This window comes from Chromobacterium indicum (genome assembly GCF_039708975.1).
Taxonomy (GTDB): Bacteria; Pseudomonadota; Gammaproteobacteria; order Burkholderiales; family Chromobacteriaceae; genus Chromobacterium; species Chromobacterium piscinae.
This window is the reverse complement of the sequence record NZ_JAYFSJ010000005.1, coordinates 186,159-206,980: the sequence shown is the minus strand read 5'-3', so window position 1 is coordinate 206,980 and position 20,822 is coordinate 186,159. Positions and strand designations below refer to the sequence as shown.

21 protein-coding genes and 1 pseudogene are annotated in these 20,822 nt (G+C 66.6%); 9 read left to right on the top strand and 13 right to left on the bottom strand.

Annotated features, from left to right (window positions below; translation table 11 throughout):
* The first annotated feature begins 20 nt into the window (after window positions 1–20).
* From VA599_RS09015 to ybgF, 6 genes are all read left to right on the top strand, one after another.
* Complete coding sequence (locus tag VA599_RS09015; protein ID WP_021478826.1) at window positions 21–686, top strand: class I SAM-dependent methyltransferase; 666 nt, start codon at window positions 21–23, stop codon at window positions 684–686.
* A gap of 117 nt (window positions 687–803) precedes the next feature.
* The gene (locus VA599_RS09010) at window positions 804–1,217 is read left to right on the top strand and encodes a biopolymer transporter ExbD (protein WP_021478825.1); all 414 of its coding nucleotides are present in this window, start codon (window positions 804–806) and stop codon (window positions 1,215–1,217) included.
* On the top strand, window positions 1,214–2,107 hold the full coding sequence (gene tolA, locus VA599_RS09005) for a cell envelope integrity protein TolA (RefSeq protein WP_346788321.1): 894 nt from the start codon (window positions 1,214–1,216) through the stop codon (window positions 2,105–2,107). The genes VA599_RS09010 and tolA overlap by 4 nt, the downstream gene beginning before the upstream one ends.
* A 28-nt stretch (window positions 2,108–2,135) precedes the next feature.
* Window positions 2,136–3,422, top strand: a complete 1,287-nt coding sequence (gene tolB, locus VA599_RS09000) for a Tol-Pal system beta propeller repeat protein TolB (protein WP_346788320.1) — start codon at window positions 2,136–2,138, stop codon at window positions 3,420–3,422.
* Window positions 3,423–3,434: 12 nt separating this feature from the next.
* Entirely contained in the window at window positions 3,435–3,953 is a 519-nt protein-coding gene (gene pal, locus VA599_RS08995; protein WP_346788319.1) for a peptidoglycan-associated lipoprotein Pal, read from the top strand.
* Window positions 3,954–4,076: 123 nt separating this feature from the next.
* Complete coding sequence (gene ybgF, locus VA599_RS08990) at window positions 4,077–4,817, top strand: tol-pal system protein YbgF (RefSeq protein WP_021478821.1); 741 nt, start codon at window positions 4,077–4,079, stop codon at window positions 4,815–4,817.
* Between the two features lie 69 nt (window positions 4,818–4,886).
* On the opposite strand, the gene VA599_RS08985 is transcribed toward ybgF, so the two are convergent.
* From VA599_RS08985 to VA599_RS24150, 3 genes and pseudogenes are all read right to left on the bottom strand, one after another.
* Window positions 4,887–5,654: a DeoR/GlpR family DNA-binding transcription regulator gene (locus VA599_RS08985; protein WP_021478820.1), complete on the bottom strand. Its 768-nt coding sequence runs from the start codon at window positions 5,652–5,654 to the stop codon at window positions 4,887–4,889.
* 143 nt (window positions 5,655–5,797) lie between these two features.
* Window positions 5,798–6,406, bottom strand: a complete 609-nt coding sequence (locus tag VA599_RS08980; RefSeq protein ID WP_429838610.1) for a zinc-dependent alcohol dehydrogenase family protein — start codon at window positions 6,404–6,406, stop codon at window positions 5,798–5,800.
* Window positions 6,386–6,679: pseudogene (locus VA599_RS24150) on the bottom strand (alcohol dehydrogenase catalytic domain-containing protein); the annotation flags it as partial. The pseudogene VA599_RS24150 and the gene VA599_RS08980, both read right to left, overlap by 21 nt.
* A gap of 29 nt (window positions 6,680–6,708) precedes the next feature.
* Here VA599_RS24150 and VA599_RS08975 point away from each other — a divergent pair.
* Complete coding sequence (locus VA599_RS08975) at window positions 6,709–7,593, top strand: AraC family transcriptional regulator (RefSeq protein ID WP_346788317.1); 885 nt, start codon at window positions 6,709–6,711, stop codon at window positions 7,591–7,593.
* Between the two features lie 6 nt (window positions 7,594–7,599).
* Here VA599_RS08975 and VA599_RS08970 read toward each other — a convergent pair whose 3' ends face one another.
* The 10 genes from VA599_RS08970 to VA599_RS08925 form a co-directional block, all read right to left on the bottom strand.
* A complete protein-coding gene (locus tag VA599_RS08970; protein WP_346788316.1) occupies window positions 7,600–8,295 on the bottom strand; it encodes an aspartate/glutamate racemase family protein in 696 nt (231 codons plus the stop codon).
* 81 nt (window positions 8,296–8,376) lie between these two features.
* A complete protein-coding gene (locus VA599_RS08965) occupies window positions 8,377–9,918 on the bottom strand; it encodes an EAL domain-containing protein (protein WP_346788315.1) in 1,542 nt (513 codons plus the stop codon).
* Window positions 9,919–10,038: 120 nt separating this feature from the next.
* On the bottom strand, window positions 10,039–11,418 hold the full coding sequence (gene argH, locus VA599_RS08960; RefSeq protein ID WP_021478815.1) for an argininosuccinate lyase: 1,380 nt from the start codon (window positions 11,416–11,418) through the stop codon (window positions 10,039–10,041).
* Window positions 11,419–11,495: 77 nt separating this feature from the next.
* On the bottom strand, window positions 11,496–12,236 hold the full coding sequence (locus VA599_RS08955; protein ID WP_346788314.1) for a substrate-binding periplasmic protein: 741 nt from the start codon (window positions 12,234–12,236) through the stop codon (window positions 11,496–11,498).
* A gap of 270 nt (window positions 12,237–12,506) precedes the next feature.
* Window positions 12,507–13,241 carry an amino acid ABC transporter ATP-binding protein gene (locus tag VA599_RS08950; protein ID WP_346788378.1) on the bottom strand — a complete coding sequence of 245 codons (735 nt, stop codon included), beginning with the start codon at window positions 13,239–13,241 and terminating at the stop codon, window positions 12,507–12,509.
* Between the two features lie 5 nt (window positions 13,242–13,246).
* Window positions 13,247–13,912 carry an amino acid ABC transporter permease gene (locus tag VA599_RS08945; protein WP_104948029.1) on the bottom strand — a complete coding sequence of 222 codons (666 nt, stop codon included), beginning with the start codon at window positions 13,910–13,912 and terminating at the stop codon, window positions 13,247–13,249.
* Window positions 13,912–14,652, bottom strand: coding sequence for an amino acid ABC transporter permease (locus VA599_RS08940; protein WP_346788313.1), 741 nt, complete (start codon window positions 14,650–14,652; stop codon window positions 13,912–13,914). The genes VA599_RS08945 and VA599_RS08940 overlap by 1 nt, the downstream gene beginning before the upstream one ends.
* 155 nt (window positions 14,653–14,807) lie before the next feature.
* On the bottom strand, window positions 14,808–15,716 hold the full coding sequence (locus VA599_RS08935) for a glutamate/aspartate ABC transporter substrate-binding protein (protein WP_346788312.1): 909 nt from the start codon (window positions 15,714–15,716) through the stop codon (window positions 14,808–14,810).
* Window positions 15,717–15,873: 157 nt separating this feature from the next.
* Window positions 15,874–16,662, bottom strand: a complete 789-nt coding sequence (rsmA, locus tag VA599_RS08930) for a 16S rRNA (adenine(1518)-N(6)/adenine(1519)-N(6))-dimethyltransferase RsmA (protein ID WP_104945868.1) — start codon at window positions 16,660–16,662, stop codon at window positions 15,874–15,876.
* Between the two features lie 101 nt (window positions 16,663–16,763).
* On the bottom strand, window positions 16,764–17,930 hold the full coding sequence (locus VA599_RS08925; RefSeq protein WP_346788311.1) for a multidrug effflux MFS transporter: 1,167 nt from the start codon (window positions 17,928–17,930) through the stop codon (window positions 16,764–16,766).
* A gap of 275 nt (window positions 17,931–18,205) precedes the next feature.
* Between VA599_RS08925 and VA599_RS08920 the strand changes: the two genes are divergently transcribed.
* Together VA599_RS08920 and rng are read left to right on the top strand one after the other, a co-directional pair.
* Window positions 18,206–18,802 (top strand): Maf family protein, encoded by a 597-nt coding sequence (locus tag VA599_RS08920; protein WP_104945866.1) that lies wholly within the window; start codon window positions 18,206–18,208, stop codon window positions 18,800–18,802.
* Window positions 18,803–18,816: 14 nt separating this feature from the next.
* On the top strand, window positions 18,817–20,313 hold the full coding sequence (gene rng, locus VA599_RS08915) for a ribonuclease G (RefSeq protein WP_046158658.1): 1,497 nt from the start codon (window positions 18,817–18,819) through the stop codon (window positions 20,311–20,313).
* Window positions 20,314–20,822 lie beyond the last annotated feature (509 nt).

The following is a 20,822-nucleotide window of genomic DNA, read 5'->3' as shown; positions in this document are numbered from 1 at the left end:
GTCATTTTGAAAGCCCGAACATGACCCGCCACACGGTGGCGCTCAGCAGCGCCCTCTCAGCCTACCTGTTCGACATCGCCGTCGCCGAGCATCCGGTGCAGCGCGAACTGCGCGAATTCACCGCCGGCCACCGGCTGGCCAAGATGCAGATCTCGCCGGACCAGGGCCAGTTCATGGGCTGGCTGGCGCGGCTGATCGGTGCGCGCCGCTACCTGGAAATCGGCGTGTTCACCGGCTACAGCGCGCTGACCGTGGCGCTGGCGATGCCGGAAGATGGCCAGGTGGTGGCCTGCGACGTCAGCGAAGCCTTCACCGCCATCGCCCGCGAATACTGGGCCAAGGCCGGCGTCGCCGACCGCATCGACCTGAGGCTGCAGCCAGCGTTGAGCACCTTGCGCGAGCTGCTGACCGACGGCCGGGCCGGCAGCTTCGACCTCGCCTTCATCGACGCCGACAAGCCGTCCTACCGCGACTACTACGAAGCCTGTCTCGAGCTGGTGCGCCCAGGCGGCGTGATCGCCATCGACAACATCTTCCTGTCCGGCCGCGTGGTGGAGCCCAAGCCGGAAGATCCGCCCGGCGTGCACCTGGTGCATGCGTTCAACGCCAGCCTGAAGGCCGACCCGCGCGTCCACATGTGCGTGCTGCCGATAGGCGACGGCCTGACGCTGTGCACCCGCCGCTAGCCGGCGCGCATGAACTTTCGCCATCGCCGGATGGTCTGTAACGTTTTGGCCACAGCGCCGGCCCCCTCGCCGGTGCTATGATGGCCGTTTGTTGACCGAGCTTACCCCGTCACCGTCATGCTGAACCGCCGCCCCCGCCGCCAGATGAACCAGATGAACGTCGTGCCCTATATCGACGTGATGCTGGTGCTGCTGGTGATTTTCATGGTCACCGCCCCGATGTTCACGCCGGGCGTGATCGACGTACCCAGCGTCTCCGAGGCGCCCGCCATCGACGTCCGTCCGCTGGAGGTCACTGTGGACGCCGCCGGCAAGATCGAACTGGTGGACGGCGAGCAGAAAACCCGCGTCGACTCGCTGGACGACCTCGCCAGCCAATTGCAGGCGCTGGCCGGCGCCGGGCAGCGCCCGGTGGCCATCTCCGCCGACGCCAACCTCAAATACGCCGAAGTGGTGAAGATCGCCGACCGCCTGCACCAGGCCGGCATCAAGCGCGTGGCGCTGACCGTCAAGCAAATCAGCAAGCAATGAAGCCGCAATCGTCCGCCTCGCCGCGTCCCTGGACCTTCATCGCCTCGGCGCTGTTCCACGCCGGCGTGATCGGCCTGTTGCTGTGGGGCGGGCTGCAGACCACGCCGCCGCCGAGCCCGGCGCCGCTGGCGCTGGAGCTGTGGACTACCGCGCCTCCCCCTCCGCCGGCCGTGACCGCGCCGGTCGCGCCCGCCCCCGCGCCGCAACCGGCGCCGGAACCCAAACCGGTGGTCGAAGCGCCGCCGGCCGAGGTCAACCTGGGCAAGAAGGACGCGCCCAAGCCCAAACAAGAGACGCCAAAACCGGAACCCAAGCCGGCGGCCGAGCCCGAGCCGAAAAAACCCAAGCACGAGCCCAAACCGGCCGAGCCGGAGAAAAAGGCCCCGGAAAAGGCCAAGCCGGCGGAAAAAGCGCCGGAAAAGAAAGAAGCCAAGACCCACACGCCGCCCGCGGCCAAGCCCGGCCACAAGACCGCCAAGGCCTACAACAACGAGGCCGACGATCTGCTCTCCAGCCTCGACAGCTCGCGCACCAGCGGCAAGCCCAACGCGCGCAGCGACCAGGCCGGCAGCAAGCACGGGGTGGCCGGCGGCGCGGTGAACGGCTCCGGCGTCAACGCCGGCTGGATAGACCTGGTCAAGGCCAAAGTGACGCCGCTGGTGCAGGTTCCGCCCGGAATCGCCGGCAACCCCGCCGCGGTGCTGCGGGTGACGCTGCTGCCGACACTGGAGGTCAAAGCGGTGCAACTGGTGAAAAGCAGCGGCGTTCCGGCCTATGATGATGCCGTGCAACGCGCGGTCTGGGAGGCCAAGACTTTCCCCAAACTGCCGGCGGGAGCCAACTTCAACGACGGCTACCGCACGTTTACCCTGACGTTCCGTCCGCGCTGAGCGGACGCGACAAAGCCCTGAGGAAGCCATGCCGAGTTTGAAAGCCCTGCTGCGGGGCGTGCTGGTGGCGGCGATGCTGGTCGCCGGCTGCGCCCACGCCGAACTGAACATCGAAATCGTAGGCGGCGGCGCCAGCCGCCACGCCATCTCCGTGCTGCCGTTCAAGGACGAGGGCCCGACCCAGGGCAACCTGACGCCGGTGATCCGCAACGATCTGGCGCTATCCGGCGCCTTCCGCCTGATCGACCCGTCCGCCGTCGCCAACGTGCCGTTCGAGCCGGCCGACATCCGCTACCCGCTGTGGCAGGCGGCCGGCGCCCAGTCCATCTCCATCGGCAAGGTGGAAAGCGCCGGCGGCGGCCAGATCAAGATCAGCTTCCGGCTGATGGACGCGTCGCAGCGCAAGCAACTGACCGGCGGCGAATTCACCGTGACGCCGGACCGCAGCCGCCAGGTGGCGCACGCGATCGCCGACATGATCTACGAGGCGATCACCGGCCAGAAGGGCTTCTTCAACACCCGGCTGGCCTACGTGCTGAAATCCGGCCGCAACTTCGCGCTGCAGATTTCCGACGTCGACGGCCAGCGCAGCCAGACCATCCTGCGCTCCACCGAGCCCATCATCTCGCCCAGCTGGAGCCCGGACGGCCGCTACATCGCCTATGTCTCCTTCGCCAGCCAGAAGCCGGTGGTATGGGTGCAGGATCTGGCCACCGGCCAGCGCCGCGCGGTGGCCAACTTCAAGGGCAGCAACTCCGCCCCGGCCTGGAGCCCGGACGGCAGCAAACTGGCCGTGGTGCTGACCACCAGCGGCAACTCGCAGATCTACATCATCAACGCCGCCGGCGGCTCCGCCCGCCGCCTGATGTACAACGGCGGCATCGACACCGAGCCGGCCTTCAGCCCGGACGGCTCCATGGTCTACTTCGTCTCCGACCGCAGCGGCAACCCGCAGATCTACCGGGTGCCGGTGAACGGCGGCGACGCGCAACGCGTCACCTGGGAGGGCAGTTACAATGTTTCGCCCAAATTGTCGCCGGACGGCAAGACCCTGGTCTATATTCGCCGTTCAGCCGGCAATTTCCGTGTGATGTCGCAAGATCTGGCAACTAATGACAGCCGGCAGTTGTCAGACGGTAGTTACAGTGAGCGCCCCAGCTTCGCGCCCAACGGCCGCATGGTGCTGTATTCCAGCGACGCCGGCGGACAGAGCGTGCTGTACGCGGCAACCGCCGACGGCAGCAGCAAGGTGAAACTGGCCGTGCTCAACGGTGATGTTCAGGACCCGGCATGGGGTCCGTTCAATAATCCTTGATGGGAGCCAACAATGAACCTGAAGCAACTCGCACTCGCCACCGCCGTCGCCACTCTGCTCGCCGCCTGCGCCAGCACCAAGCCGGCTGAAACCCCGGCCGCGCCCGCCGCCCAGACGCCGACCACCCAGGCCCCGGTGAGCTCGGGCAGCGAACAAAGCCAGGTCGCGGTCGATCCGCTGAACGATCCGAACAGCCCGCTGGCCAAGCGCAGCGTGTACTTCGGCTTCGATTCCTCCGCCGTCGACGGCGAAGGCAAGAACACCGTCGCCAACCACGCCGATTACCTGAAGGGCCACGACAAGAAAGTGATCATTCAGGGCAACACCGATGCCCGCGGCAGCCGCGAATACAACCTGGCCCTGGGCCAGCGCCGCGCCGAGAGCGTCAAGCACGCGATGGAAGTGCTGGGCGTGAAGGAAAGCCAGCTGGAAGCCGTCAGCTTCGGCAAGGAAAAGCCGAAGGCCACCGGCCACAGCGACGCCGACTACGCGGAAAACCGCCGCGCCGACATCGTCTACCAGGGCCAGTAAGCGCCTGAAGCGGGCGGCTTCCCGGCCACCCGCCGTCCTCGCCCTGCCGGATATCCGCGGGCGGCTGCCAAACGGCGGCCGAACCGTTATGATGTCCGGCAATCTTCATCCATCGGAACGCCCATGAAACGCATCGCCATCAGTAGCGCCCTGCTGTTGATCCTGAACGGCTGCGCCAGCACCAGCGACCTGGAGGAGACCCGCCGCCAGCTGGCGCAGGTGAACCAGCAGGCGTCCACCCGCATCAGCGCGGTGGAAAGCAAGCTGTCCAACGAGAAGCTGCTGGAGATGGTCAGCCAGGTCGACACCCTGAAGGCCGAGGTCGCCAAGCTGCGCGGCGACGTCGAAGTGCTGAACTACAATCTGCAAACCACCCAGAAGCGCCAGAACGATCTGTACAACGACCTGGACGGCCGCCTGTCGCACCTGGAAGGCGCGCCCGGCAAGCGCGACGCCTCGCAGCCCTCCGCCCAGCAAGCCGCCGCCGGCGACAGCCAGGCCAGCCCCGACTACGACAAGGCGCTGAACCTCCTGCGCGCGCGCGACTTCCCCAACGCGATCAACGCGCTGTCGCTGTTCATCCAGCAGAACCCGCAGGCGCCGCAAGCGGCTGAGGCCAACTACTGGCTGGGCGTCGCCCACACCGCGCTGCGCCAGTATGACGCCGCCATCGACATCCACCGCCGCTTCGTCGAGCAATACCCGAACAACCACTTCGCGCCGGACGCGCTGCGCAATATCGGCAACTGCCAGCGCGACCTGGGCCAGGTGGATCAGGCTAAGAACACCTACCGCCGCCTGATCAAGCTGTATCCGAAGACCGACGCCGCGCAAAAGGCCAAGCAGGCGCTGGCCAGGATGTAAGGAAAGCATCCGGCGCGGCCGCGCCGGCAAAGGAAAAGGGCGCCGCGCGGCGCCCTTTTTTCATGGCTGTCAGGCCTCGGACAACACCAGCCTGACGTTGTGCTCTTCCAACAGCTTGGCCACCGGCTCCGGCGGCGTGGCGTCGGTGAACACGGTGTGGAACTCGCTGATGTGCCCCATGCGCACCAGCGCGTTGCGGCCGAACTTGCTGTGGTCGGCGGCCAGGTAGCGGTGGCGGGCGTTGTTCATCATCGCCTGGGCGACGCGTACCTCGCGGTAGTCGAAATCCAGCAGCGAGCCATCGGTCTCGATGCCGGACACGCCGATGATCGCGTAGTCCACCTTGAACTGGTTGATGAAATCCAGCGTCGCCACGCCGGTGATGCCGCCGTCCGACGCGCGCACGGTGCCGGAGGTGATCATCGCGGTGAAGTCCGGGTTGGTGGACATGATGGAGGCGACGTGGATGTTGTTGGTGATGACGCGCAGCCCCTTGTGGGTGGCCGTCAGCGCCTGCGCCACCGCCTCGATGGTGGTGCCTATGCTCATGAACAGCGAGGCGTGATCGGGGATGCTGCGCGCGATCATGTCGGCGATATGGGCCTTTTCGCTCTGAAACTTTCCTTTGCGAGCAAAATAGTCCTCGTTCTCCACGCTGTTACCGAGCGCGGCGCCGCCGTGGTAGCGGCGAAGCAGATTGGCCTCGCACAGCTGGTTGATGTCGCGCCGTATCGTCTGCGGTGTGACATCAAGCAGGCGGGCCAGCTCTTCGATGGGCATGAAGCCGTTTTCGCGAACCAGCTGCAGGATTTTGTCGTGTCGTGGAGAGCGGCTCATAACTATTCGGAATCGAAAATCACGTTACTTTAGTAACATATTTTTCCCTCCGATAGCAAATGCGAACCGCAAATTTCCCGGGCTTTCCGCCTGTTTGCGAAGCCGGCGGCCCCCTGGCCGCCACAACGGCGGCCGCGCCGGGCTCAGTGGACGATGGCCACCTTGCCGAAATGGCGGCGGGCGAGGAAATGCTCCCAGGCCGCGCGCGCGTCGCCGAACGGGAACACCCGGTCCACCACCGGCCGCAACTGATGCCGGGCGATGGCCCGCAACATCGCTTCCATCCCCTCGCGGTGGCCGACCGCGATGCGCCGCAGCGTGGCGCCGCTGAGGAAGTAGCGCATGAAGTCCAGCTCCGCCGCGCCGTCGGCCAGGAAGCCGATCACCGCGATCTCGCCGCCCGGCGCCACCGCCGCCAGCGACTGCTCCAGCGTGCCCTTGCCGCCCACCTCGACCACCAGGTCCACGCCCAGGCCGCTGTTCAGCTCGCGCGCCCGCGCGCCCCACTCCGGCACGGCGAGGTAATCGATCGCCTCGTCCGCGCCCAGCGCCTTCAGCCTGGCCGCCTTGTCCGCGCCGGAGGTGGTGGCGATCACCCGCGCGCCCATCGCCTTGGCCAGTTGCAAGGCGAACAGCGACACGCCGCCCGATCCCTGCACCAGCACCGTGTCGCCGGCCTTGACCGGTTGCGGGCCGGTCAGGGCGGCCCAGTCGAGGTGATCCGGCACGCGCACCAGCGCCTCCTCGCTCACCACCTTGTATTCGCACAGCCAGCCGTCCAGATTGCTGCCGTACTGGCGCGCGCCCTGCTCAATGGGAAACGGCCCACCGAACCATTGCGGGAAGAAGGTGTTGCACACCCGGTCGCCCAGCTGAAAACGGTTGCAGCCCTCGCCCAAGGCGACGATCTCGCCCGCCCCGTCGGACAGGGGAACCAGCCCATCGCGCCAGCTGATCGGGTACTGGCCGCTCAGCAGCGCCAAATCGCGGTAGTTCAACGAACTGGCGCGCACCCGCACCAGCGCTTCGCCACGGCCGGGCGCCGGATTTCACCATGGACCTGCCCGCGATGCGGGTGGAGAGCGCTCTGTACGCGCGGCTGGAAGCGCGCGCGTCGTGGGGCATAGACTTCTCCCACCAGGTGTCGGCGCGCTTCGGCATCGTCGCCCACGGCCGCTGCCTGCTTGACGGCGCGGGCCTGGATCAGCCGCTGCCGCTGGCGGCCGGCGACCTGTTCATCGTCAGCGGCGGCCAGCGCTTCCGCCTGATGGACGAGGCCGGCCGGGAGACGCCGCCATGCGAGACGGTATTCGCCGGCCGCTGCGACGGCGTGATCCGCTTCAGCGGCGACGGCGAGGAGACCGGCATCGTTTCCGGCCGCTTCGTGTTCGACGCCGCCGCCGGCGCGCCCTTGATGGACCTGCTGCCGCCGGTGCTGCACCTTCGGCTGGACGAGGAGCCGGCACGGCTGCTGCGGGCGGCGCTGGAGATGATCGCGCGCGAGAACGCCGCCCCGGCGCTGGGTTCGCGGCTGGTGGTGCAAAAACTGGTGGATGTGTTGCTGCGCATCCACTGCCTGTCCAGCCAAGGCGACGGCTGGCTGGGGGCGCTGGCCGACCGCCGGCTGTCGCCGCTATTGCAGGCCGTCCACTCCGACCTGGCCGCGCCGTGGAGGCTGGAGAGCATGGCGGCGCGCGCCGGCATGTCGCGCTCGGCCTTCGCCCGCCATTTCCGCGCCCGAGTGGGCGATACGCCGCTGAATCATCTGACCGGCTGGCGCATTCAGCGCGCCCGGACGCTGCTGCGGGAAAGCTGGCTTCCGCTGGCGGAAGTCGCGGCGCGGGTCGGCTACGACAGCGACGCCGCCTTCCAGCGCGCGTTCAAGCGGCTGACCGGCCTGCCGCCGGGCGAATACCGCCGCGCGGCAGGCGCGAGCTAAGCGGCGCTACGCGCAGGCGGCCGCCAACGCGGCCTCGGCCAGGACCAGGGTGGTGTCGATCGCCGGCACGCCGCAGTTGGCGTCGTTCAACACCAGCGGCAGCTCGGTGCAGGCAAGCGCCACGCCGTCGCAGCCCAACGCCTTCATCCCTGCCACCACTTCCAGCAGCGCCGCCAGCGTGGCTGCGCTGGCACGGCCGGTGGGCACCAGCTCTTCGAAGATGGCGCGCTGGATCGCCGCCTGCTGCGCCTCATCGGGTATCACCTCCTCGATGCCGCGCGCGGCCAGCGGCGCCTGGTACAGGCGGCGCGCCATGGTCCAGCGGGTGCCGAGTATCGCCACCCGTTTCAGGTCCCGCGCCGCGCAGGCGTCGGCCACCACGTCGAGGATGCTGATCAGCGGAATGGGCGAGCGGGCGCGGATGTCGTCCACCACCAGGTGCACGGTGTTGGCCGGGATCACCGCCAGTTCGGCGCCGGCGCCGGCCAGCCGAGTGAGCGAGCCGACGATGGAATCTGCGACCACATCCCAGCGGTCGTCGTCCTGGGCCTGATGCACCACGCCGAAATCCGGCTGGTCCAGCGCGAAGCGCGGATGATGGTGATGGGGAAAGCGGTCCGCGCACAGGCGGTGGATCTTGGACAGGCAGTCTACGGCGCCGGGCACGGTCACGCCGGCGACGCCTATGGTTTTCGCGTTCATGGTTTCTGCGTGGGAAAGCGCGCCGACAGCCGGCGCGGAGCCGGCCAGTCTACCCATGCGGCATGCTGGCCGCAACGCCGCTCAGCGCTGCCAGGTGCCGCCCTGGCGAACGCGGCGGACAAACTCGTCCAGCGGCATCGGCCGGGCGATGTAGAAGCCTTGCAGCCAGTTCACCCCCAGGCGGCTGAGGTAGTCGAACTGCTCGGCGGTCTCCACGCCCTCGGCCACCGTCGCCAGGCCCAGCTTGGCCGCCAGTTCGGCCACGCTGTCGACGATGTGGCCTGACAGGCCGTCGCTGCCGATGCCGGCGACGAAGCTCTGATCAATCTTCAAGCCGCCCACCGTCAGCTGCTGCAAATACACCAGGCTGGAATGGCCGGTTCCGAAATCATCCAGCACCACCCGAACGCCCAGCGCGTCCAGGCGGCGGAACAGCGCCTCCACCTCGGGCGTGATCGCCACCATTTCGCGCTCGGTCAGCTCCAGCGTCAGCACCGCGCCGCTTTCAGCCAGCAGGCCCGCCCAGCGCTGGCAATCACTGTACAGACCGCCCTCCTGCAAATGAGCGCGGCTGATGTTGACCCCCAGGTGGAAGTCCGGCGCCAGCGGCAGTTTGGCCAGCTTGGCCAGCACGGCGTCCATCATCCGCCGCGTCATCTCGACGATCAGCCCGCTTTCTTCGGCGCGCGGGATGAACAGGTCGGGCCGGATCAGCCCCTCGCGCGGATGCTGCCAGCGCATCAGCACCTCGGCGCCGCGCCAGTCCGGCAGGCCGGGCTTCACGATGGGCTGCAGATAGCCTTCGAACTCGTCGTTGGCCAGCGCCCGCCGCAATTCGTCGGTGAAGGAGGCCGGCCGCCCCAGCAGCCAGTACAGCGTCGCGCCGGCCGACAGGCCCAGCAGCAGCAGGATCACGGTCAGCGGCGCATGATGCGACCAAAGATGCCGGTGCCAGGCCGGCACGTCGTAGCTTGAGCGCACGGTGAACGGATAGCGGCTGGAGTGGCGGATTTCCTCCACCTGCCCGCGCGCGGGCATCGCTCCTTCGCCGTAGCGGCGCGGCCCCAGCCAATGGTCTCCCACCTGCATAAACACCAGGATGCGGTCGCTGACGTCCTGCAGGGCCAGCTGCAGATAGCGTCCGTCCACCGTCGCCACCGCCGCATCGCCGCCGCGATTGAGCCGGTAATACAGCAGCGGCACTTTGGGCGTCACCGCGTTGCCGGACAGCAGCTGCATCCTGCCTTGCACGAAGCCGCGCGCCGGCATCGCCCAGCGGGTGCTGCCGCTCAGCGACGAGCAATAGACGTTGTCGCCGTCCAGCAGCACGGTGCTGCGCACGAAAGGCGCGACCGCCACCTGGCGGCGCAAGGAATAGACGGCCTTGTCGCACGATCCGCCGGCCAAGGGCAGCAGAATGCGCGCGGCCTCGTCGGCCTGGTCGAGGATGCCGTCCACCAGTTCCAGTCCCTGGTCCACCTGCTGCCGCACGGAAGCCTGGAGATCCTGCCGCTCCTGCCACAGCAACGCGGGCACCGTCGCGGCAAACGGCAGGGCCGCCACCAGCAGGGCGAACATCAAATGGGACAGGCGATGGCGACGGCGTGGCTGCAGGGGATTCATCGACTCTCCGCGCGTGCAATTCCGGCTATGCGGAATTGATAATTGGTTTTAAATAATAGTCTTATTTTAAACCAAAAAATAAACCCTCCCGCAGGAGGGTTCGCGCGCGAGCCGGGAGGCTCAGCTCAGACGGCCGCGGTGGCGGGCGATCTGCGCCTTCACCTGGGCCGGCGCGGTGCCGCCGACATGGTCGCGCTGCGCCAGGCTGCCCTCCGGCGTCAGCACGCCGAACACGTCATCCTCGATCAACGCCGAGAACTCGCGCAGCTTGGCCAGCGGCAGGTCGGCGAGATCCACGCCCAGGCCTTCGGCATGGCGCACCGCCAGCGCCACCACCTCGTGGCTGTCGCGGAAGGGCAGGCCCTTCTTGACCAGGTAATCGGCCAGGTCGGTGGCGGTGGCGTAGCCCTGCAGCACCGCCGCGCGCATCGCCTCCGGCTTCACCGTCACGCCGCGCATCATGTCGGCGTAGATGCGCAGCGTGGTCTGCAGCGTGTCCACCGTGTCGAACAGCGGTTCCTTATCCTCCTGATTATCCTTGTTGTAGGCCAAGGGCTGGGCCTTCATCAATGTGATCAGCGCGATCAGGTGGCCGACGACGCGGCCGGACTTGCCGCGCACCAGCTCCGGCACGTCCGGGTTTTTCTTCTGCGGCATGATGGACGAGCCGGTGCAGAAGCGGTCGGCGATGTCGATGAAGCCGACGCGCGGGCTCATCCACAGGATCAGCTCTTCCGACAGCCGCGACAGGTGGATCATCGCCAGCGAGGCCGCGGCGGTGAATTCGATGGCGAAGTCGCGGTCGGACACCGCGTCCAGCGAGTTGTGGCAGACATCGTCGAAGCCCAGCAGCTGGGCGGTGTAATGGCGGTCTATCGGATAGGTGGTGCCAGCCAGCGCCGCCGCGCCCAAGGGCAGCCGGTTGACGCGCTTGCGGCAATCCTGCATCCGCTCGGCGTCGCGCGCCAGCATCTCCACATAGGCCAGCAAGTGGTGGCCGAAGGTGACCGGCTGCGCCACCTGCAGGTGGGTGAAGCCGGGCATCACGGTGTCGGCGTGCTGCTCGGCCAGGTCCAGCAGGCTGGCCTGCAGTTCGCCGAACAGATGGACGGTGGCGTCGATCTCGCCGCGCAGCCACAGCCGGATGTCGGTGGCCACTTGGTCGTTGCGGCTGCGGCCGGTGTGCAGGCGCTTGCCGGCGTCGCCGATGCGGTCGGTCAGCCGGCGCTCGATGTTCATGTGCACGTCTTCGAGGTCCACGCTCCACTCAAGCTTGCCTGCGCGGATCTCGTCGCGGATGTCCGCCATGCCTCGTCGGATCGATTCCAAATCGGCGTCGGACAGCACGCCCGATCGGTTCAGCATCGCGGCGTGGGCCAGCGAGCCTTCGATGTCCACCTCGGCCAGTCGGTAGTCGAAACCGATGGAGGCGGTGTAGTGCTTGACGAGTTCGGAAACCGGCTCGGAAAAACGGCCGGACCAGGCGTGTTGGTCTTGCATGGCGTAGCGTCCTGCGGTGAGGGTGCGAAAACCCTACTATGCCAGCCGCAACCGCGCGCGGCCAGCGCTGATTCGCGCTATCGCCGCGCCGCCGCCAGGATGCGGGTGACCGTGCCGTCGGCCACCATGCCGCGCAAGGCTTGTTCGAGGTCCGCCTTGCGCGGATGGAGCGGCGAGCGCAGCGCCAGCGCCAGCCGGTTGGGATGGCGGTCGTCCAGCGTCAGCGCCGCCCGCTTCACCCGGCCGGCGAACTCCGGCCGCGCCGCCAGCGCCGCGCCCTGGCTCGCGTTGACGATCAAGGCGTCGACGCGGCCGGCCGCCAACTTGCGGAAACCGGACTCCATGCCGGGACTGGCTTCGCGGCGGATGCGGGCGTCGTGGTCGAAGCCCGCCTCGTAGCTCACCCCCTCCGCCACGCCGACCGTCAGCGGCAGCAGATCGTCGTAGCGGGCCAGCGCGCGCGGGTCGCCGCTGCGCTGGTAAAACACCAGATGGTTGCTGGTGGCGAAGGGCGGCATCAGGAAATCCAGATAGCGCGAGCGCTCCGGCGTGGGCCGCACGCCTATCATCAGGTCGGCGCGCCCCTGCTGCATCGCCGCCAGGCAGCGCGACAGCGGGCAATGCAGGAAGCTCAACGGCAGGCCCACCCGCCGCGCCAGCTCGCGCACGATCTCGGTGTACGGCCCGGCCGGTTCCCCGCGCGCGTCCAGTTTCTTCCACGGCTCGAACACGTTATAGGCAAGCACCAGCTCGCGCGCGTCCGCCAGCGCCGGTTCGAACGCCAGACAACACAACAGCAGGACGATCAGTTTCTTCACGGCGATTGCTTGGAAATGTTTTCAGCAATGCTATCCCCTAAGCGCCATGCGCTGCGTATTTGTCGACCGCATCCCCCATCGCTGTTGCGAAAACGCCATCCATCCGGCCAGGCCGCCAAGCGGCAAGCCATTGAACGGAAAACAAGAATCCCTCCAGGCGCGCCCTTTTCCGGCATCCCGCAAAAAATACCATCTACGCCACATGGATATGGTCAGGACGCGAAAAAGGCCCGGCATGCCGGGCCTTCGCCAACCAAACCCCGCTGCGGGTCAGTGCTGCAGGATCTTGGACAGGAACTGGCGCGCGCGCTCGCTGCGCGCGTCCAGGTCGCCGAAGAATTCGTCTTTGGCGCAATCCTCGACGATGCGGCCCTGGTCCATGAAGATCACGCGGTCGGCCACGCGGCGGGCGAAGCCCATCTCGTGGGTCACGCACATCATGGTCATGCCCTCGTGCGCCAGCTCGGTCATCACGTCCAGCACCTCGTTGATCATCTCCGGGTCCAGCGCGCTGGTCGGCTCGTCGAACAGCATCGCGATCGGGTCCATCGCCAGCGCGCGGGCGATGGCCACCCGCTGCTGCTGGCCGCCGGACAGCTGGCCGGGATGCTTGTCGGCGTGGGCGCGCAGGCCGACGCGGTCCAGCAGCTTCAGGCCCTTGGCCATCGCCTCGTCCCGGCTGCGGCCCAGCACCTTGACCTGGGCGATGGCCAGATTCTCGGTGATGGTCAGGTGCGGAAACAGCTCGAAGTGCTGGAACACCATGCCGACGCGCGAACGCAGCTTGGGCAGGTCGGTTTTCGGATCGCCGACCGAAATGCCGTCGACGACGATCTCGCCCTGCTGGAACGGCTCCAGCGCGTTGACGCACTTGATCAGGGTGGATTTGCCGGAGCCGGACGGTCCGCACACCACCACCACCTCGCCCTTGGCGACTTGAGTGGTGCAGTCGGTCAGCACCTGGAAGTTGCCATACCATTTGCTGACCTTGCTCAGCGAAATCATTGCAGTCATACAGCCAACCTTTGTTGCAGGCGCTTCACCAGGCGGGAGGCGCCGAAACTGATCAGGAAGTAGACCATGCCGGCGAATATCAGGAATTCATGCGGCAGGCCGACGATGTCGCCCTTGGAGCGGGCGGTGTTGAGGAAATCCATCAAACCGACAGCGTATACCAGAGAGGTGTCCTGGAACAGGATGATGGACTGCTGCAAGAGCAGCGGCAGCATCTTGCGCAGCGCCTGCGGCAGCACAACCAATCCCATCACCTGGTGGTAGCGCATGCCCAGCGCGTAGGCGGCGCCCGCCTGGCCCTTGGGTATCGCCTGGATGCCGGCGCGGACGATCTCGGCGAAGTAGGCCGCCTCGAACATCACGAAAGCCACCAGGCAGGAGGTGAACGCCCCCACCGGCTCCAGATTGCCGGTGATCCAGTTCAGCAGCATCGGCACCGCCAGGTAGAACCAGGAGATCACCAGCAGCAGCGGAATGGAGCGGAAGTAATAGATGTAGGCGGTGGCGAAGCCCGACAACACCTTGTTGCTGGACAGGCGCGCCAGCGCCAGCAGGATGCCGAGCAGCACGCCGCCGGCCACGCCGCCGGCCAGCATCTTCAGCGTCAGCAGCATGCCTTGGCTCAGGCCCGGCAGCGCCGGAACGATTTGGCTGAAATCCATCATTTGCCTCCCATCATGCCGGGCACCCTGAGTTTCTTCTCCAGCGCGCTCATCATCAGCATCAGGCTCATGTTGAGCGTGAAATAGATGACCGTGGCCAGGGTGAAGGCCTCGAACAGGTTGGCGGAAAACTCGGCGGTCTGCTTGGTCTGCGCCAAGAGCTCGGCCAGGCCGATCAGCGACGCAACCGACGAGTTCTTGATGATGTTCAGGAATTCGCTGGTCAACGGCGGGATGATGATGCGCATCGCCTGCGGCAGCAGCACATGGCGGTAAGTCTGGCCAAGCGAAAAGCCCACCGCCATCGCCGCGTTGCGCTGGCCGCGCGGCAGCGCCTCGATACCGGTGCGCACCTGCTCCGCCACCCGGGCGGCGGTGAACAGGCCCAGGCACACCACCACCGACAGGAACTGCGAGGTGGTCGGCGACAGGTCCTGCTTGAACCAGATCTGCGCGCTCTCCGGCAGCAGGTCCGGCACCAGGAAGTACCAGACGAACAGCTGCACCAAGAGCGGCACATTGCGGAACAGCTCGACGTAGACGGTCGCCAGGCTGGCGATCCAGCGATTGGGCAGCGTGCGCGCCACGCCGACCACGATGCCCAGCAGCAAGGCGATGATCCAGCCGCTGAGCGACACCGCCAGCGTCCAGCCCAGCCCGCTGGCGAACCAGTTCAGATAGATCTCGCTACCGACACCGGTGGGTTTGAAGAAGACTCCCCAGTCCCAGTGATAATTCATTGCAACCACTCCCAGCCGCGCGTCGGAAAGACGGCGCGGCGATCGATGCCCCTGCCGCCGGATTCCGGCCGCGCAGGATCAAGCCGCCGCCCGCGAAAACGGGCGGCTCGCGTCACAAACTTCAGGGCGAGGGCCGCGGACGCGGCCCGTCCGCGTCACTCGGCGGGCTTGTCGGTCGGCTTGGCCAACAACACCTTCAGCTCGTCGGACATCGGGAAGTTGAGGTTCAGGCCCTTGGGCGGCACCGGGCTGGTGAACCACTTGGCGTAGATCTTGTTCACTTCGCCGGACTTGAAGGTTTTCTCCAGCGCGGTGTCCACCACCTTCTTGAACGCCGCGTCATCCTTGCGCAGCATGCAGCCGTAGATCTCGTAGGACTGCGACTTGCCGGTGACGACCCAGTTGGCCGGGTTCTTGGCCTTGGCCATCTCGCCGTACAACAGCGCGTCGTCCATCATGAAGGCGGCGGCGCGGCCGGATTCCAGCATCAAGAACGATTCTCCATGGTCCTTGGCCGAGATCACGTTCATGCCCATGCTCTTGCTGGCGTTCATCGCCTTGATCAGGCGCTCGGACGTGGTGCCGGCGGTGGTGACCACGTTCTTGCCCTTCAGGTCCGGAAAGTCCTTGACGCCGGAGGTCTTGGCGGTCAAGAGACGGGTGCCGATCTCGAAGATGCCGACCGAGAACGCCACCTGCTTGCCGCGCTCGGCGTTATTGGTGGTGGAGCCGCATTCCAGGTCGACGGTGCCGTTCTGCACCAGCGGGATGCGGGTCTGCGAGGTGACCAGGTTGTATTTCACCTGCAGGTTCGGCAGCTTCAGCTCCTTCTTCACCTCGTCCACCACCTTGTTGGCGAGGTCCACCGAGTAGCCGATCGGCTTCTGGTTATTGTCGTAGTACGAGAAGGGGATGGAAGAGTCGCGGTTGCCCAGCACGATCACGCCGGAATCCTTGATCTTCTTCAGGGTGCCGGTCAACTCGGCCGCGCCTGCGGGCAGCGCGGCTAGGGTGGCCATGGCGGCCAGCGTACATCCAGCGACGACGGAGGTGCGAATGCGCATGAGGTTTCTCCTTATAGACTCTCTTTGCGGGGTAAAGCGGCACCGCTATCGCGGCGCCATGATCTTCTTTTTAGTGATTGTCTGACAGTATGCTGTTATTTTTTGTTTGCGTCAGAACTTAATGCAACGGGAAACCGCGGCAGGCCGCGGCACGCGCTCAGCCGCGCGCGCCCTTGTCGGACAAATGGTTCGCCAGACGGACGTAGTCCTCCACCCGCAGGTTCTCCGGACGCAGGCCGGGGTCGATTCCCAGCGCTTCCAGATCGGCCACGTCGGCCAGGCCTTTCAGGTTGTTGCGCAGCGTCTTGCGGCGCTGAGCGAAAGCCTGGATCACCAGCTTCTCCAGCAGCGCCTCGTCGCGGGCGACGCCGCAGCGGCCCGGCGCCGGCATCATCCGCACCACGGCGGAATCCACCTTCGGCGGCGGCCAGAACGCTTCCGGCGGCACGAACAGGATGTTCTCCATGTAGAAGCGGTACTGCAGCATCACCGACAGCCGGCCGTAGTCGGCGGTGGAGGGCTCGGCCACCATCCGCTCGATCACTTCCTTCTGCAGCATGAAGTGCATGTCCAGCACCCGGTTGCCGTAGGTGGCGAGGTGGAACAGCAGCGGCGTGGAGATGTTGTACGGCAGGTTGCCGACGATCTTCAGCGGCGCCTCGCTGACCGAGGCGAAGTCGAAGGCCAGCGCGTCGCCCGCGTGGATGGTCAGCTTGTCGGCCGGATGCTCGGCGCGCAGGCGTTCGATGATGTCGCGGTCGATCTCCACCACATGCAGGTGCTTCAGCCGCGACAGCAGCGGCTTGGTGATGGCGCCCAGGCCGGGGCCGATTTCGATCACGATATCGTCCGGCTGCGGGTTGACCGCGTGGACGATGCCGGCGATGACGCTGGCGTCCTGCAGGAAGTTCTGCCCGAAACGCTTGCGGGGGATGTGCTTGCTCATGAATCTGCCAAATCTTGGGACAGCCGCGATTGTACTCGCGCGGCGGCGAATGTCCCAAGCGATTCAGGCAGTTGGCCGCCGGCGGCGGCCGGAAACACGCCTCAGCCGCGCGCCGGCATGCGCCATTGCAGCGCCAGGCAGAACAGCGACAGCGCGATCACCGCGCCGCCCAGCGCCAGCTCGCCCGCCACAGGCAGCGCGGCCAACAGCGCCGACAAAGCCGACGCGAACAGCATCTGCGCGCAGCCCAGCAGCGCCGCCGCGCGGCCGGCCGACTCCGCGAACGGCGCCATCGCCATGCCCGCCGCCGGGCCCAGCGTGAAGGCGAAGCCCACGCTCAGCACCGCGATCGGCAGCATGTAATGCCAGGCGCCGGGCTGATGCGCCAGCGCCGGCAGCAACGCGCCGGCAGCCAGCATGATGACGAGGCCCGTCTTCAGCACCCGGCGCGGCCCCAGCCGGCCGATCAGCCCCAGGCCGATGAAGCTGGCCGCCATGATCAGCAGCGCGTTGGCGCCGAACAGCAGGCCGAAGGTGGCCGTGGACAGCCCGCCGCGCTCGATCAGCACCGTCGGCGCCAGCGTCACGTAGCTGACGATCAGGCCCAGCGCGGTGCTGCTGCAAGCGCCGTTGCGCAGCAGCGCCGGCTGGCGCAGCACTTGCAGGAAGCCCGGCCCGGCCGCGCTGTCCGTCCGCTCCGGCCGCGTTTCCGGCATCAGCCGCGCCAGCAACGCCAGCGCGGCCAGCGCCGACACCGCCAGGAACAAGAAACAGGACTGCCAGCCGTACAGCTCGGTCAGCACCCCGCCCAGCGCCGGCGCCAGCGCCGGCACGATATTGAGCGCGCCGTTGAGCATGCTATAGCGCTGCGCCGCCGCGTTGCCGGAGAAGCAGTCGCGGATGATGGTGAACGCGCACACCGAGCTGGCGCTGGCGCCCAGGCCCTGCAGCATCCGCGCCAGCATGAAGCTGCCCATCGAATCGCTGAGGCTGGCCAGCGCCGAGCCCAGCGCGTAGGCCAGCAAGCCCCCCAGCGCCACCGGACGGCGGCCGGCGCGGTCCGCCAGCGGGCCGAACAACAGCTGGCCCAATCCCAGGCAGAACACGAACACGCTGATGCTGGCCGACACGTCGGCCTGGAAATGGCGCTGCAGCGCCGGCAGCGCGGACAGATACAAATCCACGCCCAAGGGATTGAACAGGATCAGCAGGATGGCGGCGGCGGTGGCCGGATTCGACTGGCGGACGGCAAGGCTGGAATGCGGCATGACGCGTGCTTCGAAGGGCGAAAGTCGACAGTTTATCAAACCCTGCCCACATCTCCAATTGGCATAAAATTATCATCTTTAAAAATCAATGGCATATCAGTAGATCGGCATGCAGCTAGGGGATTACAATCGTTCACCAAATCCCCGCCGCCGCAAAGCCTTGAATCGAAAGGCCGAATCCGCGCCGGCCGTGGCCCGCCGCGCCGCGGAGATGGTTGGCTCGGAGCCGCTCTGGTAACCTAGGCGGCAGCCCAAGAACAAACGAGCAGCCTGACATGAGCACCAATGACACCCGAATATACCTGGCCTCCGGCAGCCCCCGCCGCCGCGAGATACTGGAACAGCTGGGCCTGCATCTGGAACGCATCCATGCCGACATCGACGAGACGGTGCGGCCGGGCGAAGACGCCGTCGCCTACACCGAGCGGCTGGCACGCGAGAAGGCCGAAGCCGGCTGGCGCGTGGTCTCCTCCTGCGGCCTGCCCGAGCGCCCACTGCTGGCCGCCGACACCACGGTGACCCAGGACGGCGAGATCTTCGGCAAACCGGAGAACGCCGATGACGCCCGCCGCATGCTGCGCGCCTTCTCCGGCCGCAGCCATCAGGCCATCACCAGCGTCGCCGTGCGCGACGGCGGCAGGCTGCTCGTCAAGACCTCGGTCACCGACGTGTTTTTCAAGCCCCTGTCCGACGCCGAAATCGAGCGCTACATCGACAGCGGCGAGCCGTTCGACAAGGCCGGCGCCTACGGCATCCAGGGCAAGGCCGGCGTGTTCATCGAACATATAGAAGGCAGCTACACCGGCGTGATGGGCCTGCCGGTGCACGAAACCGCGTTGCTCCTGGCCGAGTTCGGCTTCGAATTGCCATGAGCCGGGAGGGCGCCATGCTGCATCAATCGATACCCCTGCCGCGCGATCTGCCGCGGCCGCAAGAACAGATCCTGGTCAACATCACCCCGCAGGAAACCCGCGTCGCGGTGCTGGAGGAAGGCATCGTCCAGGAGCTGCACGTGGAACGCGCCGCCAGCCGCGGCATCGTCGGCAACATCTACCTGGGCCAGGTGAAGCGGGTGCTGCCGGGCATGCAGAGCGCCTTCATCGAGATCGGCCTGGAGCGCGCCGCCTTCCTGCACATCGCCGACGTGCTGGAACAGCGCCAGCACCCCACCGAGCCGCAGCGCATCGAGAAGATGCTGTTCGAAGGCCAGACCGTGCTGGTGCAGGTGATCAAGGACCCGATCGGCACCAAGGGCGCGCGGCTGTCGACGCAGATCTCGCTGGCCGGCCGCTTCCTGGTGCACCTGCCGCAGGAAGAGCACATCGGCGTGTCGCAGAAGATTGAAAGCGACGCCGAGCGCCACAGCCTGAAAGCGCGACTGGAAAAGCTGCTGCCCGCCGGCAGCCCCAGGGGCTACATCATCCGCACCAGCGCCGAGACCGCCCGCGACGACGAGCTGGCCGCCGACATCGAATACCTGTCCAAGCTGTGGTCCGACATCAAGCAGAAGTCGCAGACGCTGCCTGCGCAAAGCCTGCTGTACGACGACCTGCCGCTGGCGGTGCGGGTGCTGCGCGACATGGTCAGCGGCTACACCGACAAGGTGCTGGTGGACTCCAACGAGAACTACGGCCGGATGGTGGAGTTCGCCGAGCAATACGTGCAGATCGCCGTCGACAAGATCGAGCGCTACGCCGGCGAGCGGCCGCTGTTCGAGATGCACGGCATCGAGGCCGAGATCGAGAAGGCGCTGGCCCGCCGCGTCAATCTGAAGTTCGGCGGCTACCTGATCGTCGACCAGACAGAGGCGATGACGACGATAGACGTCAACACCGGCGGCTTCGTCGGCAACCGCAACTTCGACGAAACCATCTTCAAGACCAATCTGGAAGCCACCCAGGTGATCGCCCGCCAGCTGCGGCTGCGCAATCTGGGCGGCATCGTCATCGTCGATTTCATCGACATGGACAACGACGAGCACCAGGCCGCGGTGCTGGCCGAGCTGGCCAAGGCGATGGCGCGCGACCGCACCCGGGTGACGCTGAACGGCTTCACCAGCCTGGGCCTGGTGGAAATCACCCGCAAGCGCACCCGCGAAAGCCTGGCCCACATCCTGTGCGAACCCTGCCCCACCTGCCAGGGCCGCGGCGAGATCAAGACCGCGCAAACGGTGTGTTACGAGATCCAGCGCGAGATCGTGCGCGAGGCGCGGCAGTACGACGCCAAGAGCTACCGCATCCTGGCGGCGCAGTCGGTGATCGACATGTTCCTGGACGAGGAGTCGCAGAGCCTGGCGATGCTGGTGGATTTCATCGGCAAGCCGGTGTCGCTATCGGTGGAGTCCAGCTACACGCAGGAGCAGTTCGACGTGGTGTTGTTGTGATGTAGGGCGGAGGCCCGGCATGGCCGGGCGTTCCGCCGGCTCCATCTTCGTGGAGCGGGAAGACAAGAACGGGCAATGGCGATAGGGCTGTTGCCCGTTTTGTTTTGCGCGGTTTTTTGGCCATGCGCGGGCGAGCTGTGGATAAAAATTGATTTGGCGAATGACTGTGGATAAGTCTTGTATGGCTTCGGAGTCGGCTTACGCTGATGGGGGATGGGGCGAGTCGGTTCGGTTTTGTGTTCAAGATGGCCAGGGATTCGTTGGAGTGTAGGTTGGCGCTGAGCGTAGCGAAGCCCAACGTTTACCGCGCACGGTGTGCGGTTTGGTGTCCGCTTCGCGGACGGATAATTTTGGTGCCGGTTCCGCCCGGCAAACGGGCCAGGGGCTGTGCGGCCAGCCCCTTGGCAATCCCAGGCCGCCCCAACAGCGCGGCGAAACCCCGGCTCCAAACCCATTCCCAAGGAGCCGCCGGAACTAGCCGCGCGCTAACGTCGCGCGGCGTCGAACAA

Coding starts and splice junctions, on each gene's coding strand:
- VA599_RS08985 (WP_021478820.1), bottom strand. CDS start 5,654: ATGAGCCGCTCTCCACGACACGACAAAATCCTGCAGCTGGTTCGCGAA.
- VA599_RS09010 (WP_021478825.1), top strand. CDS start 804: ATGCTGAACCGCCGCCCCCGCCGCCAGATGAACCAGATGAACGTCGTG.
- VA599_RS08945 (WP_104948029.1), bottom strand. CDS start 13,912: ATGGATTTCAGCCAAATCGTTCCGGCGCTGCCGGGCCTGAGCCAAGGC.
- tolA (WP_346788321.1), top strand. CDS start 1,214: ATGAAGCCGCAATCGTCCGCCTCGCCGCGTCCCTGGACCTTCATCGCC.
- pal (WP_346788319.1), top strand. CDS start 3,435: ATGAACCTGAAGCAACTCGCACTCGCCACCGCCGTCGCCACTCTGCTC.
- rsmA (WP_104945868.1), bottom strand. CDS start 16,662: ATGAGCAAGCACATCCCCCGCAAGCGTTTCGGGCAGAACTTCCTGCAG.
- VA599_RS08940 (WP_346788313.1), bottom strand. CDS start 14,652: ATGAATTATCACTGGGACTGGGGAGTCTTCTTCAAACCCACCGGTGTC.
- ybgF (WP_021478821.1), top strand. CDS start 4,077: ATGAAACGCATCGCCATCAGTAGCGCCCTGCTGTTGATCCTGAACGGC.
- VA599_RS08920 (WP_104945866.1), top strand. CDS start 18,206: ATGAGCACCAATGACACCCGAATATACCTGGCCTCCGGCAGCCCCCGC.
- VA599_RS08950 (WP_346788378.1), bottom strand. CDS start 13,241: ATGATTTCGCTGAGCAAGGTCAGCAAATGGTATGGCAACTTCCAGGTG.
- rng (WP_046158658.1), top strand. CDS start 18,817: ATGCTGCATCAATCGATACCCCTGCCGCGCGATCTGCCGCGGCCGCAA.
- VA599_RS08965 (WP_346788315.1), bottom strand. CDS start 9,918: ATGAATCCCCTGCAGCCACGCCGTCGCCATCGCCTGTCCCATTTGATG.
- VA599_RS08925 (WP_346788311.1), bottom strand. CDS start 17,930: ATGCCGCATTCCAGCCTTGCCGTCCGCCAGTCGAATCCGGCCACCGCC.
- argH (WP_021478815.1), bottom strand. CDS start 11,418: ATGCAAGACCAACACGCCTGGTCCGGCCGTTTTTCCGAGCCGGTTTCC.
- VA599_RS08935 (WP_346788312.1), bottom strand. CDS start 15,716: ATGCGCATTCGCACCTCCGTCGTCGCTGGATGTACGCTGGCCGCCATG.
- VA599_RS08975 (WP_346788317.1), top strand. CDS start 6,709: ATGGACCTGCCCGCGATGCGGGTGGAGAGCGCTCTGTACGCGCGGCTG.
- VA599_RS09015 (WP_021478826.1), top strand. CDS start 21: ATGACCCGCCACACGGTGGCGCTCAGCAGCGCCCTCTCAGCCTACCTG.
- VA599_RS08970 (WP_346788316.1), bottom strand. CDS start 8,295: ATGAACGCGAAAACCATAGGCGTCGCCGGCGTGACCGTGCCCGGCGCC.
- tolB (WP_346788320.1), top strand. CDS start 2,136: ATGCCGAGTTTGAAAGCCCTGCTGCGGGGCGTGCTGGTGGCGGCGATG.